The organism is Bradyrhizobium sp. Tv2a-2 (assembly GCF_000472425.1).
Classification (GTDB): domain Bacteria; phylum Pseudomonadota; class Alphaproteobacteria; order Rhizobiales; family Xanthobacteraceae; genus Bradyrhizobium.
On sequence record NZ_AXAI01000008.1, the window covers coordinates 1 to 15,027 of the forward strand.

The following is a 15,027-nucleotide window of genomic DNA, read 5'->3' on the forward strand; positions in this document are numbered from 1 at the left end:
AGCCTCAAGGCTCAACCTCACAATCTCGCGCACCTGGCGCATGATAACCCTCCTCGTCGGCATCCAATTCTCCAAGCTGTTTCCAGTCGGAGAAATGGCCCAACGATCAGGCCTCACACCATCGAAACTGCGCGCGATCAAATCGGAATGCTGCGCGGAGAATGCTCGGAATGCTGCGCGCGATCATTTCGGAACCCTGCGCGCCATCAACTCGGTACGGTGCGCACCATCATCTCGGAATCCGCAGACCATGAAGCCGCGGGCGATGGCGAGCTTGCGCAAGGCGCGTGGCACGATCTTTTCCGGCCGGTGCAGATAGCGGTACGAAGTCAGCTCCAGCTCGCCGAGCAGGCCGAGATTGGTTTCGAACGGCACGAGCAGCCCGGTCACGCTGACCGGCATATGCGCGCGCGTGGTGAAGGGGAGCAGCAGCAATTCCAGGTGGGCGAGGCCGCCCGAAGCCGTGCGCGCGGTAACGCCCGCAAGCGCACCGAGCGTTTCCTCGGCGACGATGGTCGCGATGTCCTCGATCTCCCGGCGGCTGTCGCCCGCGAACAGCGACAGGAAACTCGTGTCCTTCAGGTCGCGGCCGAACAGCGCGCAAACCCGCGTGCCGGCGACGCGGAAGGGGAAGCCGGCAGTCGTGTCATAGGAAAGCACGAAAATGTCGCCGAGCAGCTCCCGCACCTCGCCGGGTTCGATCGCGCTGCGATCAGGCGCACGTTCGCCAGCGCGTTTGCTGTCCCAATAGGCGAAATATGCAGATGTCGCCGGATGCTTCATGACGCCACTCAACTGGTAGCCGCGACATCCGGGACAGTTCTGTCCCGTTTTCGCGCGCTAACACTCCCTTAACCGTTTTGCAGGAAGGCCGGTGCAGCGTCCATGCCGGAAGCCGGATTTGGCACGGGCAGGCGAGGGGTTTGCGCCGTTAAGGTTAAGTTAACGATTGTACCTATTAACCAATTGAAATCGCTTGAGGCAGTTCGAGGCTATTCGCCAGTGTCGTTCGCCGTGTGTTTTCCGCCCCTTAGGGCGGCAATTTCGGCGGTCGTCTCATCATCATCCCGTAGGTAGATCCAGGTCGTTTCGACGTTCGAATGACCCATAGCCTGCTGGATGTCTTCGGGCTTGGCACCGAGCCGCTTGGCGTGCGTCCCGCCGCCGGCCCTGGCATCTCGGCTTTGAACCTTGGTCGGGATCCCGGCCGCGGTCGCGAGCTTGCGCCAGTCCTTTCGATACGACGAATCCGGGTAGGGCAAGCCGGTATCTTCGCAGACCACCATTGGCCCCGCAGCCGGGAACATGTCGCGCCGCAAGTTCACATGGCTGACCCCTGCCATCAAGGCCAGTTCCTCGATCACGCCGGGATAGAGGTGCAGCTTATAGGTCTTTGTCTTGCCAGCGTCCGGAGTGGCGATCGCGCGCTTGCCGCGGAGTGACTTGCTGATCCTGTGGACCAGGTTGAAGTGCTCATCGACTTCGCGCCAGTCAAAGCCGTACAGCCACTTATGACCATCGCTGCGGGTAATCGCCGACATTCCGGGCTCCGACATCGGCAACCACTCGCCGATGACATCCTTGGGCCGCACGATCAGCTCATACTTCAGCCGCTCAGCCAAAGCCATGGATGGGGCACCGGCCTCCCGCGCGGCCTTGCAGAACGCGATGACTTGTTCTGCGGTGATGATGCTCTTGCGGCGCTTGCCCTGCTCAAACCGCAGGATCTCAAGGATGCCGCGCACGCGCTGGCAGTCCTCATCCTCAAGGATGGCCGCTCCAAAGCCCAGGATCATCCGCAGCATCGTCATGCGGCCCGAAGCCCTCGGAATATGCTCGCCATCTGCTGACCATTTCTCAAACCAGCGCTTCAGATCGCGGGCTTTGACCTCCTGCAGCCGCCGCTTTCCGACCGTCTTTGAAATCTGGCCCAAGTGCGAGTTATATGTCTTGGTCGAGCGATAGCGGATCTTCTGGTAGTCGCTGTCCGGATCGGACTTGTAACAGTTGATCAAGCTATCGATTGTACCGTCGAAGCGGTTCCCCGACTTCTCGTTCTTGCCCTTGTTCCAGGCGTGCATTTCATCTTGCAGGCGCTGGCATTCGCTCTGGATATAGAGCGTGGCAGCATCGTCGAGCTCGGCGTCAGGCGTGCTGACAGGCGGCCAGACGCGATGTGTCTTGGGCTTGTATCCATCCTTGGCAATGTCGGTGCGCGCAATCCAAACGCAGACCCAGCGGCGGCCGTCAGCGCGTGACTGCCAGCGATGGCCTGGTGCGTCGTCTAGGGGCGGGGGCCTCGTCATCCCAATTCTCCTCTCCGTCTGTTGGAACCGAGGCGACGATAAGCCCCGCCCGACGTTTCATGAAAGCGTCAATTGCCGGCCAGTACCGCTTTCCCCCGAACAGGGGGTCTTTCCGCGGGAAGCCGCCAGCCTTCTCCAGGGCCTTGATGGCGCGCCGGGCCGTCTTGTCGCAGACCCCCCATCTCTGGGCGATCTCGAGATCAGTCAAGAAATCGGCCTCTTTCAGCGGTTCGCTCACTCTGATCCCCGTTCCTCAGATGCGACTGAAAATGAAGGAAGCTGCCGGATCATCAAGTCACCCGGTATTGGCTTCTTTCCCGTCATCTGCTTCATGAAGAACGCGCGCTTGAACCGCGCAGCGCCGTCGCGAAGATTGCGAGCCCATTCCGGCTTCATCTCGCGTGCTTCTCGGCCGCTCTCGCCGCCGCAGATAATCCAGTCCGGCGCGTGCTTGTCGAGGATGACAGGGCCGAGCATTGGCTCGATGCTGGCGAAGGTGAACAGCGGCCCGCAAGCCATGGCAACGTCCCACAGCTTCATCCGGTCGCGGTCGTATTCCTCCTGGTTCGCCATGGTGGCACCGATAGCCGTATTGGGAGGAAGGGTGGGGTTGCCCTCAAACGGATTCGTCATCTTGTTGACGTTGCCGATGCGCTTCGTCAGCAAGAGCCAAGTCAGGTTCGGCGTCTCATTGATCAGCTTGAACAGATCGCGGCGCCAGAGCGGGTCCACCTCGTTGTCAAAGACATCGGCGAGAGAGGCGCAAAAGACGAACGGGTGCGAGCCATCCGCTTGGGCTTGGCGATTCCAGCGACGCGGAAGCTGCCAGTTGGCCGCCGATGTCCGCTGCCGATCCTCCCCAGTTCCCCAGCGGACACGGCCGTAGCGCGTATCCATCATGGCCTCGGCATAGCAGTGGTCGCATGCGGGGCTGACCTTCGTGCAACCTATCCACGGGTTGAACGTGTGCGTCGTCCACTCGATCTTGCTGTTCTCAGCCATTGCTTGAGCCCCGTTCATTAAAAGGGACTGATTGCCTGCGGTCGATCCGGTAGCGCACCGGCTTAGCGCCGCATTCGCTGCAAGGATCCCAAACATTGTCCTGGCACCACAAACGATCGTCGCCGGTCACCGCACAACGCTCGCACCATGGTTGCAGCCAGATTGCTTGATGCTCAGCCACGGCTTGTCTCTCCATCGTGGGAAGCAAGCGACAAGATGGCTTCAGGCGTTTCGACCACATCGATCGAGAAATAATCGCTCGCCGACGTTTCCATGTTGGCGGCCATGGCAATGTGGCCGGTAAACAGCCGGGTCGTCTGCCTGCCCATCTCCCAGAACTCGCCGACAATCATCTGGGCCACGCGGTCCATGTTGACCCACGTCTCCCGCCTTTCAGCATCCGGCCTGTGAAGCTTGACCCAAGTCATGTTGCGTCTCCGTCTTGTGAAATGAGCTGCGATCAAGCCAGCGATTTGACGACCGCGCGGAACAGCTTGTCCTTCGCCTGCTGATGCTCGGGAAGTTGATCGAACGAAACGATGCAGGGATGCGTCTTGGCCGTAGCATCCTTCACCGCGCCATAGACCCAGCCATCCTTCACCTTGTCGGCCATCCAGGCGTCGTGCTGGGCACTATCGGGAGCGTCCGGATTGTCGATTGCGAAGTAGACGCCGGCAATTGCGCTGTCTCGCTGCCATTGATCGGCGAAATGCCATTCCTTTTGCGTGTGGTCGCCGTTAGCGATGCACCACGCACGGTTGGCTTCATGGCAGACGCGGGCGATATTTTCGATGGTATTATTCATGTCTATTCTCCAGAGTGTTGTTTGTCGTGAATGATGGGCGCTGTGCGCCAACCATGATGCCAGCAGAAGGCTGCATAGGCCGCAACATCGCGTGGATCGCCCTTTGCAACATGCTCCAGCAACTGGCGCTGGCAATCGGCTTCCCAATTCGGGCGCTTCCATCCGTTCTTCCAGCCATACTTCTTTTCGGCGGCTCGAAGTTTTTCAAGGAGGGCAGCAGAGAATCTGCTGACTAATTCGGCAAGCTGATCTGGAACGCAACGAAGACCGCCACAATGCGAGCAGACATTCCCGTAGCCAGTGCCTGGCGTTTCGAAACCAGAACCGCCACACCTCGGACATTCAATTAAGGCTGGGGCTTCACGGGGGCGCAGGCCCTCAGCCCCGTAACTTTCCTGCGCTGCATCTCGTTTGTTCATGGCCGCAGCTCGACCAACTCTTGCGTCAAGCGCTCCTCGCGCTCGGCAAGTAGTCGGTGAGCCTCTTTCAGAGTTTCGAAACGCTGGATAAGCATCTCAATGGCGGTTGCTGTGGCGCCCATCCCCCTTGTCGGGAGGTAATCCAGGTTTTTCTTGATTTCGCTGATCAGAAATTCGTCCCTCATTTTGTTCTCCTCAGTCAAGGAATTGAATTTGGAGAAGTTCGACGTTGTAAAAGGCGTCCTCAAGCTGAGATCGCACTTCGTCGAAGCCATAGGCGTAGGTTTCGCCGTTCTGAATCAAACCGTTGAAGTTGGCGAGGTAGCGAATGTGACGGCGAGTTGTTGAAACGTAGGTCATTTGCTTGCTCCGTCTTGACTGTGATTACGTACATACGATATATTCCAGCCATCGTCAATATCGTACATACGAAAAAAGAGCATGGGACGCAAAAAACTTTGGCCAGAGCGCATTACCCTGCCGCTGACCACGGAAACCGTGGAGCGGATCGACGCGAGTCTTGAGAAGGGTGAGGCGCGGGTTGACATGATCCGCACCGCTATCGATCGGGAATTGAAGCGTCGGGAGCGGAAGGGCTAGGCTGCCGATTGTGCGGAGGGAGGTGCCGACAGATGCACGCGCCATCTTCCAAGCCGCAGAGCTTGCAGGTTGGACGCGCCCCATCGGTCGATGCAAGCGAGGCTGAGATAGCGCGATACGCCATCGCTCGGCTTTCTAGGTTTTGCGGGTTGTTGAGGGCCGAGCGAACGTATTGGAGCGCCGCCGTGCATCTCTCGACCCGATCGGTGGCCTGGGCGAGCTTCTGTTCGGTCTCGGCGAGCTGGGCGCGGAGTTGCTTCACGCGCTCCAAGGCGCGCTCTTGGGGATCGCAGGGCAGTCCATTGCCTTGGCACTTGCCATTGAAGTCTGCACAGTCGCGGCAGCGTGGCTCGGGACCGCCGGCAATGGCTTCCCACAGTTTTAACTTGTCCTGATGCGCAGCGCGAAGCTTGCCGGCTAGGTCGTCCGTCTCAGGCTGCGACCGACCGCGAAGCCGCACTTCGAATTTATCGAGAATGGCGCGGGAGACATCCTCTTCGTCGCTGACAACAAACTCGTGCCCGTTGTCATAGAACCAATCGGCAAGTTCTTCGACGCCGACACTCCCTGCCGGCCCCTGCGCCGCACTGGCTGCGGGGTGGGGCTGAGCAGCGCCGGCGTTGTATCCGTTGGCCCATGCGGAAGCTTCATCCGGCCCGTACCAAACGGGCGCGTCTGATGCCTCCATTTCCGTCGCTGCCGGAGCACTGGCTGCGGGTTCGTGGGCATAGGGGCACATGCCGTCATGCCCGCTGAGATCGCCACCGCCGCACGAGCAATCATCTTCGGGCTCAGCAGCATTTGCTGCCGGCAACCGACGATGTGCAACGGCCTTCAAAGCCGAGTTGGCCAATCCAAATGCGGCAACCGGGTTATTCCCGAACTTGCTGTGATAAAACGGATTGTCCATGATCGCGTTCTGCGCCGCTGCGACATCGGCGGGGCTCCATCCTTGGGCAGAAACGCCACTCAACGTTTCGTCAGACATTCTCAGCCTCCAGCAGCATGTCAGTGAAAATCGAGATATCGGCCTTGTGTTCGACAGCCGGCTGGAACAACTGGCTGAGAAAACAGCAACAGCCTGCGCTCGGCGCAATCTCAGCGAGCAGGTACCCGGTCCACGTGCGCTCGTGCATGACCGAGGTGACCGTGTAGGTATTGCCGACGATCAGGCCGGGATGGGACGAAAGGCCTCTCGTGACGCAGACTACAGGGAATGTCACTTCAACCTCCCGATGATCGGCGGGTTGCCGTACTCGTCTCTGCCGAGACGAAGAAAGTTGATGTAGAGGAGGCCAGCGAGGAGGATGGCGACCGCAAGGAAGATCATGTGCGCCGCTCCACCGTGCCGTTCATACGCTTACGTATGCCGCTCGCGCGTGAGCCGGGCATTGGTCTGCCCTTCTTCGGTTTGATGCCGAGATGGGCCGCGCGCTTGCGATAAACTCGCGATTTTTCGGCAACGTCTTGCGCGGTCTTCAACCGATGTGGTGCCTTCAGTGCGGGGGCAAGGTTAGACTCACGATGCTCCCCGCCGTTGATAAGAGAAACAACGTGATCCAGGTCCCACGTCTCACCTGCTCGTATTGTTCGCCCCGAGATATGGCAAATGCCGTTATGGCGCTCAAAAATGCGAAGTCTAACGCGAGGAGGTACTTGAGAATCATGAGTCTTGCCGATCCATTCCTTGATTGATCTCGTCATGCTGCCGTCTCCACGACCGGAAGCGGCATTTCTAGAAGCTCAACTTTCCTCTGCATGAAATGCTCTGGGAGCAGCTGGCCCTCGTTGCGGCGCTTGACTGCGGTGAAGGCCAGCCGCATCCACATCAGTTCTCGCTCGCTCGGTTCGCCACCGAGCATCTGGAGTGCCAGTCCGTGTTTGGCCAAGAGGGACTCCTTCCTGTCGTCTGGGCGGGTGAGGGCGGCGAAATACGTGTGCCGCCAGTCGTCGGAGAGCAGCGACGCTTCAATGAAGTTGGTGCCCGGAGGGTCAGCACTCTGGGGAGGAGACAGGGCCCCTCCGGGCACCTTCGTCCGATCGCCGTTTGCCGGGGATGCGTCGGACGAGTCTGAATCTTTGAAGATAACCCCATGGTTCGCGCCAAAGGCGGCCATGAGTTCCATGCAGTCGGACATCTCGGAGACCGACAAGTCAGATGAGGACTGGCTGAGATTAACAAAGCCGTTGCCGTCGATGTTCGGCACAATGCGGACTTCGCGCTTGAGCGCATCCAAGAAAATCAATTTCCAGTCTTCATCCGTCAGCTTGATGCCGTGCCAAGGCAATTGCTCAGCGATATCCCCCAACATGGCCCAGAAGCGATCGTTCTGGGCGCCGGTCCTGCGTTCGGGCTTGACTTCGACGCGCATCCCGACCGCCAGCGTCTTGGCCAGCTCAGCCACGCGCTCTCTATCGGACGGGCCACGTATGGTGATGCCGATGCGGTTCAATGCACCACCTCTGCATAAAGCTCGCCCGCCCCGGTGCGATAGGCCTCGGTTAACTCCTCAAACAGAAGCGCAATATTGTGGTAGTTGATTTCGAGTGACGTGTTGTCGGACTCCGGGTCCCATCCAGTCATGGCGTGGAATGCCGCCATGGCCCCAGCCATATAGAGCCCTCGCGCCAGATCGAGTTGCTCGTCTGAGATTCTGTCCTTGTCACTTTGGCGCTCGATCTCGGCCCAGTGGTCTGCGATCAGCTTGTCGCTCATGATCTCCCCCACTCATTAACTCTTGCATCGACGAACCGGCGCAGGGACTCGGTAAACCCCTTGATCGATCGGTCTATGTCGACACCTTCGTGCTTCCAACCATTGTAAATGATCGTTGCCAGAACTTGCTCAAGTGACACGATGCCTATCGTTGGATTGATGTTCTCTGCATGTAAAAACTCCAAAATGGTGCCATGGATGCGCTGTACCAATTCGTCGTCTTGCTCAGTGAACTGATGGCTCATGATGCTTTGTCCACCAGGTCGGCGGATGCCTTGAGGTTCTTGAGCAGGGGCGAGCGGCGCTCGATGTAGAGCGTGCGAAGATCGGCGACCTTGGCGTCCAGTTCCTTCAGGAACTCCTTCACCATTAGTTCAAGCTCAGTGATCCGCTTGTCGTCGCGCTCGACGCGGGACACAAACAGGGTCATCGCCTCCGGGAAGCTTGGATTGTAGAAGGCCAAGTCGCACCAATCTCTGCCGGTACAGGCCATCTGCCATGTGGCCTGGGTGACGTATTTCGCTGGGACGGCGCGATCGAGCAACACTTCGAGATGGGCAGCCGCCTGGCAACACTTGATCTCGACTAGCCCATCACCCCCCACGAGTCCGTCTGGGCTCGAATGCGTCCCCACAATGGTTGGGTGCTTGATAATGCCGACCTGTTCGACGCTCACATCCCGATAGAACTCATATGCGCAGCGTGCCTCTGGCTCGGTGTCGGTGCCGTGTTGCATCGCCGCCGTGATGAATTTCTCGGTCGGGGCGCCGGTCAATCGCTCGCACGCTAATTCAGCCAGCAGGTTCGCTCGCGAAGCGCCAAAGCCCGTTTTGGTCTTGGCGATGGCGTCAGCCACACGCGATGCGCCCAGGGAGCCGCAACGGGCAAGGCGCCACTCCTCGCTGCCCTGGATCAATTCTTCTGTCACAGCGGACTCCTTTTGGCCTCCAGCGCGGCCTTGGCGCTTTCAAATTTTCCCGCAGGCAAGTCACCCAAAAATTCGACCTTGAGGTATTTGCAAAACTTCGGAATGTCTGCGCCAACCTCGCCGGCCAAATTCTGCAGTTCCGCTATCTGCTGGGCTGTAATGAAGATGCCGTTTCCGTTCGGTGCCTTGCCATTGCCCTTGTGGGCGTCCTGCGCCGCATTGCCGTCATCGTCCTCGTCGGAGGAGTTGCAGATCAGCGCGGCGAGCGAGTATCTGCGGGCATAGGTGATTGCCGAGCCCATTTCGTGCGGCTTGGTGGTGTGGGGCAGGGGATAGTCGGTCGAGATAAACTGACCGCTGGCATGCATCAGAGTCGTTCTCATGGTCATGCCGTGCTCGGTGGGCTGCATGATCTGCACCACGGCTAGGCCGTTGGCCGAGAGCGGCGCGCGGATGGCGTCAAGGACTGATGAGAGGTCCGCATACTTCGATCGGAAGTGCGGGTTCGTCCGGTTCATGACCGCGTTCTGCATGGCTCCCTGTGCCTTGGCGAGCGCCGTTGCCAGTTCGTTGATCTGATCGCTTTGGGTCATCGCTGGAACTCCTCTATAGTCTCACGCATGCACTCGTTGATGGCGTGGCGCAGGCCCTCGTTGAGATGGTTGGTCTGGTGCGTAATCTCGACCAGGCTGGCGTAGGCCTCGCGGATGCCTGCAAAATTCTCGTTCTCAACCGCAATCTTGAAACTCCGGACCGCGTCGGCGAAGCGATCGACCAATGCCCGATATTCAGGGCCGGACCATCTGACCTTTCTGATCGCGTACAATTCGTCCTGCCTGCGCTTGTCGATGGTTCCTTGCGGGCCGGTCGCTACCCCGGCGATGTGTTCCTCGGGGTGCTTCCCTCGCGGGCCTGCAGAGCCGAGTGGCCCACCTTCCTGGCCGTCTGCGCCTGTTTTTGGAGTGGCGCTCCCTCGCATTGCGTGTCTTCGATTTTCCACGCCGCCGCAAGAACTCTGAAATGCTTTGCTCATGATCGCTTCACTTCAGGATCATGATCTCCGACCCTCACGAACGCGCCAGCGGGTATCCGCCCGACCTTGTAGATGGCGAGGGCCGTGTTGGGATGAGTCGAACGAAGGCGGTTCAACTCCTCTGATGCATCGTCGAAGGTCAGATGCTGCTTCGGTCTGTGGCCGAGGATGATATACATTGGCGATGGACCCTCTGGTTGATCGCTTCGCAAGCTCTGCAAATGCGGCGTGTTCTGAGTTTTTTGTCGGTATAGATTCGCGTGTTTTCTACAGTGAACTCGTGACCATGTTTGCAGTGAGTTTTAACTCGATAAAAACGGCGGCTATTCTCCGCTATGGTCACCGGCTCTAAATGACGAGGATTGACGCAGGCCTTGTTGAAGCAAAGATGATCAATAACTAGCCCGGCGGGTATCGGGCCAAGAAGTAGCTCATAAGACGCTCGGTGAGCCCTCTCTTTGATGCGCTCGCGACTGAAGATACCGTAACCATCCCGATCAAGTTGGCCGCGCCAATTCCAGCACGCATCGTCGTTAGGCGCGTCGCACAGAGACAAGAGCCTCGCCACCGCGCTGCGTTGTCGTCTTCTCAAGGGATCACCATGTCATCGAGAGCGATGTCGATGAGGTCGAGAGTCTCGGCCGGGAATTGGTCGGCGATGCATGGGCCGTGTCCCCAGGGCCCTGCTTCATGGATAATGCGCCGGACTTCGCGAAGCGTGCTCTCTAGCTCGTCATTCCGCTGATACGCAGCCGCCAGCTCCGGATTGTCCGCCTCCCGAATGAGGCAGATCGCCTCGCAAACCGAGATCGGGCTTACCTGTGTCAGCGGTGACTCGCGGCAGGACTGAACGAGTGTGATCAAATCTTTCATGGGCAATCCTCCTATAAATTTTCTTCGATCCAGTCGGCGATTTCTGGGAATGTCAGAAATCGCTGATCATTCATCTTCCAGCACGTGGACTCAGCGATCGGGCTCAGCTCAATCTCAACGGAAAGTTGTTCGGGCAACGTCCCTTGAGTTCGGTCACCGTTGTAGACGAAGCTGTCGCCAAGGCGATCTCGGGTCTCAAACTCGCCGCGTCCGGCAATGTCACACAGAACACCGAGGCAGCAATATCTGTCCCCGTCCTTAAGTTGCCCTCGCGCCTGCTGATACTTTCCACTCCGCAGCGCCTTCACCCACTTCGCTTTCAACTCAGCGTCCACGGCAATCCTCCTCTTGTTAAATATTCAACTCAATCGTGACGCTGACCGGTTTGCGGTTGATCAGACAGGTGGAGCAGAGACGGATCTCCGACTGCTGCTTGCATTCGAGGCTTCGCTGCTCGCGCGGCGACGCCATCAACACCTGCGCGTTACAACCATGGCAGCGAAAATTATCGTCACTGTCCTGAGCGGCGGTCTGGGGCCAGATGAAGCCGTACATCAGGCGTCCCTATCCATGTCGCGGATCACTAGTTGAGAGCAGATAACCGACCCGCCCATCGCCATGGCCATGCCGCTTACTAGCCACACCACCGGCAATTCGCTCCTTAGTGCAGCGACGGCCGCGACAAGTATCGCTATTGAGGCCGCTATAATTTGTAGAGTGGTCATTCTCATCATGCAGCCTCCCGATCAACACGAACACGAGAAGATGCCAGTCACGCCATAACCGGAATCTGCTCTCTTGCCCGTGATGTTGAAGAAGTGGTCCCAGAACTCCTTTGGTGTTGTCTGGCCTTCCCACTTGCCGCCCTCGTTCAGATACTCGCCGTATTTGGTTGGATCGCAGTGAGTGGCTGCGACCCTCATCATCTCCTCATAGTCGGCGTCAACTTCGTCGGCGAAATCTCGCAACCATGCTTCGGACATGGCCTTCGGGTCGGGCACCGATGATGATGCGGGGAACGCCGGATGCGTCCATAGATGCTTCAGACTGGTGATCGTGTTCGGGTAGAGGAACAGCCAGAACTGCTGGTCTGGGTAGACCGGCTCTCGGAGGAATGGGTCAACAATGCCGATTGGGACGATGCCAAGCGCAGTTGATATCGCTACCCCTCCGTCAATGCCAACGTGCTGACCGGCGTGCAGTTTGCTGCCAGCGATGACCGGGGCGACCGCAATATGGATTGCGTCGCGCTCATGCTCGCCGTTGTCGAGGATGTGGCCGATCGTGTGCTGTGTGTCTTCCTTGCTCATCACGCCGCTTCCGCCGTTGCATCCAGCGCTTCCCAAAGCTCGCTTGTGGATTCTTGGATCTCACCGTCCCGCATGAAATCTTCAAACGTCCGCTCGTAGAGCTTCCGCGCTTCCGCCGTGGAGGCGTACCAGTCGCGATTAGCGGCCTCTCTGGCGCGGTCATAGACAGGGGCGGACAATCCCTGCAGGTCGTGCATTGCACGCACGTACGCGGCTGCCTGAAGCGCTGTGGCATGGTCGAAATACCAAGCGGCCTCGTTCTTGGCTGAGACCACCCGCGCGGCGTGTTCCTCATAGGACTCGTATTGCCGCCAATGGTCACGGGAGATGTGGGCGATGCGGTCGTAATGGGCTTGGATGTCGAGATGTGTCATTCATCATCTCCCTCAATCTCTTCCACGACTGCCTTGTGGTACGGCGCCGAGCAGACGTGCCCGCGCACGAGATGGCGGTAGGCTTCCCATTCTTGAATGTCGTTGAAATCGATGGCACCGAGAGCCTCATCGATTGCGTCGTTTTCGTCGGCGGCCTCAACTTCAACAATCGCGTATCCCGCAATTGGGACTGTGACGCTGTACCGGGTCATGGCTGTTCCCAACAGAAAAGAAGCTTGATCCACGCCTGCGCCGCAACCGTCAGGGGATCGTTTTCGACCACCAGGTCGAGTTTTGCCTTAGGCGCCGAACCATCAAGAATCTCGGCGATAGAGCGGGCGGCGCGACGGTGTTGCTGCGAGTGAACGAGGCGGAGTTGATGCCGGCGGGTCATGGCCGAACCTCTGCGTAACGCGCTTCCCAATACAGAAGCGGGGTGAGGACGAATGCGGCGGCGATGGTCAGGAGAAGGATCTGGGTCATGGCTCAGCCCTCCAAGCTCGCGCGCTGCGCCAGCAACGGCACCAGATACTCAGCCTCGATCTGAATGACCGCGGCGAACTGCTCGGCGCTCTCAGCCTTCCAGAAGGCGCGGTTGAGCATGTCCCGGGCGGTCGCGATCTGCTCGTCCAGATCGTCAGGCGTCGGCATGAACGGGTTGGGTAGGGCTGTGGTGGTCATCTGCGGTCCCCATGGACTGTGCTGATGACCGTATAGCTACGCCATGTAGCGATTGGTGTCAATACGTAATGTAGCGATCAGTAGCGATTTTTTTCAGAAAGTTGGTTCTCTTAGTTCCGGGCATAGCTCGGGCCTTTCTCCCTTGAGGATGGACCTCAAGCCCCGGTATGAGGGGAGCGGGGTGAGCCGCCGGATACTAGTTTGCCTCGCCCCGTAGGGCCTGCCACTTCGGCAGCTCCGTGCGCTTTTTTCGGCGCGCACCGACATCGGCGGCATACCATCATGCCAATGTCGCTTTTGCCGTCCGGGGGGTGCCCGTTCCTCAATGGACCTGGTCGCAATGGCCACAGCGTTGCCAGGATTTCTTCCGGGGTGGGGTCACGCCCTCGGCTCGCTTACGCCCCCGAATGCTGTCGGGTCAGGCGAGGGGGGGAAGAAACCGGCTCAGTCGGTATTTTGTACCGGGCTGCACAAAAACACTATTGCGACTACCATATCTTGTGTTATATAGGCCGCAACGGTCTGGGCTTTGTGCGTCAAGGTTTACCCAGACAGCCCGGACGATTCTCGCGGAATCGGGCCGGGCCTTTTTCTATTAAGCCCAGCTACACGTTGCTACAAGGGGTAGTGATTAAATTTTTAGCGGCGTTTTTTCATGGCCAGAATGGCTTCATAGGCTTTTCGGCGGAAATTCGGGCTTTCCCCGGCCACTAGGTCGTCAAAGCTCACGCTATCGAGATCGTCTCTTTCGCCATATATGATCCAGCGCCCGGTGTAACTTTTGGCGGCCGGGCTGTGGGTGCGGAAGAAGTGCACGTAGCGGTCGGCATCCTTGGGGTCGATGGTTCTGGTGCCTGCCTCATGTGCCCGGTAGGTGCTCTCTGCCCAGCCGGCCTCCGTCGACGCCGATCGGGCTGATCCGAATCCCGCGAGGACCCTGATCTGCTTAAGTCGGCCGCCTTGGGCCTTCATGATTTCTTCGTCGCTACTCATGCCACAAATTGTAGCGGCAGAATAGCTACGTGCCGTATCGAAATGTGTTGACACTCGTCGCTACCTCCTGTAGCGATATGCGTCATGGATTCCTTTTCAGAAATCATTGACGCCTTTCATGGCCAATTCGCGGAAGCGATCGGCATCGAGGAAAGCCACGCCCGCACGATGAGGGCGCGCAACTCGATCCCATCGACGCGCTGGCAGGCCACGGTCGACGCTGCGCACAGGTTGCAGATCCAGGGCGTGACCCTGGAAGTGCTCGCCAGACTTGAGGCCGCTAAAATCAGATCGAAGGAGTCGGCTCAATGACTCCTGCCGGCCTGCTCCCGCAGAATCTTCCGCGCGAAATCCAGCGCGCCTTCCCACTCTCTGACGACAACAATTGCTGGAGTGACGAAGGAGAGCACCGGAACAATTACTCCGCCGTGCTTCGCGAATTTGACGATACGCATCATGCCATCGCCAGCGTCTTCGAACTCCGATCCCATAACAAACACATCTCGGATGCTTACGGCATCCACCAATTCCAGCATTCCCATGGTTTGATCCCACTAACCTGCCGCTGCGAAAACGGCACGCATTCAACGCCTGCGCGAATGATTTGTCGAGGCGCATTCTGCACTGGGCTGCAGGAATTCGCATATCTTCCGTACTCCTACGGTGTTCCATCATGGAACACCTTTCAACTTTTCCGCGAACTGGAGGCACTGACGATGACCGTGCTCGCATGGATTGTACTCGCTTGGCTGTCGATCCAGCTGCCTCTCGGCATGTTCGTCGGCGGGCTCCTCAAGGAGCGATCGTTATGAGTCATAGGCATTTCGGTCTGCCTTCCGGCGTCGACCGGCTCGACAAGGACTCCGTCCTCTACGAGCGCGTCGCTATCGGCTTCTTCTGGTCGCTCGTCGGCGGCCTCGTTCTTCTCATCTACGGTTTCTATTTGCTGGTCGGCGTTCTGCTGGAGCCGGTTGTTGGCTCTTAGCC

The 15,027-nt window shown here is 58.7% G+C and carries 30 protein-coding genes; 3 read left to right on the forward strand and 27 right to left on the reverse strand.

Features of this window, described 5'->3' with window-relative positions; translation table 11 throughout:
• Nucleotides 1–183 precede the first annotated feature (183 nt).
• The 27 genes from A3AI_RS0117100 to A3AI_RS42855 form a co-directional block, all read right to left on the reverse strand.
• Nucleotides 184–783, reverse strand: coding sequence for a PAS domain-containing protein (locus A3AI_RS0117100; protein WP_024516770.1), 600 nt, complete (start codon nt 781–783; stop codon nt 184–186).
• Between the two features lie 209 nt (nt 784–992).
• Entirely contained in the window at nt 993–2,306 is a 1,314-nt protein-coding gene (locus A3AI_RS0117105; protein WP_024516771.1) for a site-specific integrase, read from the reverse strand.
• 234 nt (nt 2,307–2,540) lie between these two features.
• Nucleotides 2,541–3,308 (reverse strand): DUF5131 family protein, encoded by a 768-nt coding sequence (locus A3AI_RS0117115; protein ID WP_024516773.1) that lies wholly within the window; start codon nt 3,306–3,308, stop codon nt 2,541–2,543.
• A gap of 173 nt (nt 3,309–3,481) precedes the next feature.
• Nucleotides 3,482–3,679: a hypothetical protein gene (locus tag A3AI_RS0117120; protein ID WP_156927816.1), complete on the reverse strand. Its 198-nt coding sequence runs from the start codon at nt 3,677–3,679 to the stop codon at nt 3,482–3,484.
• An 89-nt stretch (nt 3,680–3,768) separates the two neighbouring features.
• Nucleotides 3,769–4,113, reverse strand: a complete 345-nt coding sequence (locus A3AI_RS0117125) for a RyR domain-containing protein (RefSeq protein WP_024516775.1) — start codon at nt 4,111–4,113, stop codon at nt 3,769–3,771.
• A 2-nt stretch (nt 4,114–4,115) separates the two neighbouring features.
• Nucleotides 4,116–4,532 (reverse strand): hypothetical protein, encoded by a 417-nt coding sequence (locus tag A3AI_RS47575; RefSeq protein WP_156927817.1) that lies wholly within the window; start codon nt 4,530–4,532, stop codon nt 4,116–4,118.
• Nucleotides 4,529–4,717 (reverse strand): hypothetical protein, encoded by a 189-nt coding sequence (locus tag A3AI_RS0117135; protein ID WP_036048628.1) that lies wholly within the window; start codon nt 4,715–4,717, stop codon nt 4,529–4,531. Before A3AI_RS0117135 ends, A3AI_RS47575 begins: the two co-directional genes overlap by 4 nt.
• Before the next feature lie 10 nt (nt 4,718–4,727).
• Nucleotides 4,728–4,892, reverse strand: coding sequence for a hypothetical protein (locus tag A3AI_RS47580; RefSeq protein WP_156927818.1), 165 nt, complete (start codon nt 4,890–4,892; stop codon nt 4,728–4,730).
• Nucleotides 4,893–5,091: 199 nt separating this feature from the next.
• The gene (locus A3AI_RS0117145) at nt 5,092–6,120 is read right to left on the reverse strand and encodes a hypothetical protein (protein WP_024516778.1); all 1,029 of its coding nucleotides are present in this window, start codon (nt 6,118–6,120) and stop codon (nt 5,092–5,094) included.
• The gene (locus A3AI_RS0117150; RefSeq protein WP_024516779.1) at nt 6,113–6,355 is read right to left on the reverse strand and encodes a hypothetical protein; all 243 of its coding nucleotides are present in this window, start codon (nt 6,353–6,355) and stop codon (nt 6,113–6,115) included. Before A3AI_RS0117150 ends, A3AI_RS0117145 begins: the two co-directional genes overlap by 8 nt.
• A 103-nt stretch (nt 6,356–6,458) precedes the next feature.
• Nucleotides 6,459–6,836 (reverse strand): HNH endonuclease, encoded by a 378-nt coding sequence (locus tag A3AI_RS46270; protein WP_084800950.1) that lies wholly within the window; start codon nt 6,834–6,836, stop codon nt 6,459–6,461.
• Nucleotides 6,833–7,585, reverse strand: coding sequence for a recombination protein NinB (locus tag A3AI_RS45780; RefSeq protein ID WP_024516780.1), 753 nt, complete (start codon nt 7,583–7,585; stop codon nt 6,833–6,835). The genes A3AI_RS46270 and A3AI_RS45780 overlap by 4 nt, the downstream gene beginning before the upstream one ends.
• Entirely contained in the window at nt 7,582–7,848 is a 267-nt protein-coding gene (locus tag A3AI_RS0117170; protein WP_024516781.1) for a hypothetical protein, read from the reverse strand. Before A3AI_RS0117170 ends, A3AI_RS45780 begins: the two co-directional genes overlap by 4 nt.
• Nucleotides 7,845–8,093 (reverse strand): hypothetical protein, encoded by a 249-nt coding sequence (locus A3AI_RS0117175; protein WP_024516782.1) that lies wholly within the window; start codon nt 8,091–8,093, stop codon nt 7,845–7,847. Before A3AI_RS0117175 ends, A3AI_RS0117170 begins: the two co-directional genes overlap by 4 nt.
• A complete protein-coding gene (locus A3AI_RS0117180) occupies nt 8,090–8,776 on the reverse strand; it encodes a lambda exonuclease family protein (protein WP_024516783.1) in 687 nt (228 codons plus the stop codon). Before A3AI_RS0117180 ends, A3AI_RS0117175 begins: the two co-directional genes overlap by 4 nt.
• The gene (locus A3AI_RS42845) at nt 8,773–9,369 is read right to left on the reverse strand and encodes an ERF family protein (RefSeq protein ID WP_024516784.1); all 597 of its coding nucleotides are present in this window, start codon (nt 9,367–9,369) and stop codon (nt 8,773–8,775) included. Before A3AI_RS42845 ends, A3AI_RS0117180 begins: the two co-directional genes overlap by 4 nt.
• Complete coding sequence (locus A3AI_RS47585; protein WP_156927819.1) at nt 9,366–9,602, reverse strand: hypothetical protein; 237 nt, start codon at nt 9,600–9,602, stop codon at nt 9,366–9,368. Before A3AI_RS47585 ends, A3AI_RS42845 begins: the two co-directional genes overlap by 4 nt.
• Before the next feature lie 346 nt (nt 9,603–9,948).
• Nucleotides 9,949–10,377 (reverse strand): HNH endonuclease, encoded by a 429-nt coding sequence (locus tag A3AI_RS50250; RefSeq protein ID WP_024516786.1) that lies wholly within the window; start codon nt 10,375–10,377, stop codon nt 9,949–9,951.
• A 20-nt stretch (nt 10,378–10,397) separates the two neighbouring features.
• Nucleotides 10,398–10,682: a hypothetical protein gene (locus tag A3AI_RS0117200; RefSeq protein WP_024516787.1), complete on the reverse strand. Its 285-nt coding sequence runs from the start codon at nt 10,680–10,682 to the stop codon at nt 10,398–10,400.
• Between the two features lie 11 nt (nt 10,683–10,693).
• Nucleotides 10,694–11,017, reverse strand: coding sequence for a hypothetical protein (locus A3AI_RS0117205; RefSeq protein ID WP_024516788.1), 324 nt, complete (start codon nt 11,015–11,017; stop codon nt 10,694–10,696).
• Between the two features lie 16 nt (nt 11,018–11,033).
• Nucleotides 11,034–11,237, reverse strand: coding sequence for a hypothetical protein (locus A3AI_RS0117210; RefSeq protein ID WP_024516789.1), 204 nt, complete (start codon nt 11,235–11,237; stop codon nt 11,034–11,036).
• A gap of 191 nt (nt 11,238–11,428) precedes the next feature.
• The gene (locus A3AI_RS0117220) at nt 11,429–11,992 is read right to left on the reverse strand and encodes a hypothetical protein (RefSeq protein ID WP_024516791.1); all 564 of its coding nucleotides are present in this window, start codon (nt 11,990–11,992) and stop codon (nt 11,429–11,431) included.
• A complete protein-coding gene (locus A3AI_RS0117225) occupies nt 11,992–12,366 on the reverse strand; it encodes a hypothetical protein (RefSeq protein ID WP_024516792.1) in 375 nt (124 codons plus the stop codon). Before A3AI_RS0117225 ends, A3AI_RS0117220 begins: the two co-directional genes overlap by 1 nt.
• Nucleotides 12,363–12,578, reverse strand: coding sequence for a hypothetical protein (locus tag A3AI_RS0117230; RefSeq protein WP_024516793.1), 216 nt, complete (start codon nt 12,576–12,578; stop codon nt 12,363–12,365). The genes A3AI_RS0117225 and A3AI_RS0117230 overlap by 4 nt, the downstream gene beginning before the upstream one ends.
• The gene (locus A3AI_RS0117235; RefSeq protein WP_024516794.1) at nt 12,575–12,760 is read right to left on the reverse strand and encodes a hypothetical protein; all 186 of its coding nucleotides are present in this window, start codon (nt 12,758–12,760) and stop codon (nt 12,575–12,577) included. The genes A3AI_RS0117230 and A3AI_RS0117235 overlap by 4 nt, the downstream gene beginning before the upstream one ends.
• Before the next feature lie 92 nt (nt 12,761–12,852).
• The gene (locus tag A3AI_RS47590; RefSeq protein ID WP_024516795.1) at nt 12,853–13,047 is read right to left on the reverse strand and encodes a hypothetical protein; all 195 of its coding nucleotides are present in this window, start codon (nt 13,045–13,047) and stop codon (nt 12,853–12,855) included.
• Nucleotides 13,048–13,686: 639 nt separating this feature from the next.
• A complete protein-coding gene (locus A3AI_RS42855) occupies nt 13,687–14,040 on the reverse strand; it encodes a transcriptional regulator (protein ID WP_024516796.1) in 354 nt (117 codons plus the stop codon).
• 84 nt (nt 14,041–14,124) lie between these two features.
• Between A3AI_RS42855 and A3AI_RS0117250 the strand changes: the two genes are divergently transcribed.
• From A3AI_RS0117250 to A3AI_RS47600, 3 genes are read left to right on the forward strand one after another with little or no spacing between them, the layout of a single operon-like run.
• Nucleotides 14,125–14,352 (forward strand): hypothetical protein, encoded by a 228-nt coding sequence (locus A3AI_RS0117250; protein WP_024516797.1) that lies wholly within the window; start codon nt 14,125–14,127, stop codon nt 14,350–14,352.
• Nucleotides 14,349–14,852 (forward strand): hypothetical protein, encoded by a 504-nt coding sequence (locus A3AI_RS47595; RefSeq protein ID WP_156927820.1) that lies wholly within the window; start codon nt 14,349–14,351, stop codon nt 14,850–14,852. The genes A3AI_RS0117250 and A3AI_RS47595 overlap by 4 nt, the downstream gene beginning before the upstream one ends.
• The gene (locus tag A3AI_RS47600) at nt 14,849–15,025 is read left to right on the forward strand and encodes a hypothetical protein (RefSeq protein WP_156927821.1); all 177 of its coding nucleotides are present in this window, start codon (nt 14,849–14,851) and stop codon (nt 15,023–15,025) included. Before A3AI_RS47595 ends, A3AI_RS47600 begins: the two co-directional genes overlap by 4 nt.
• Nucleotides 15,026–15,027: the final 2 nt, after the last annotated feature.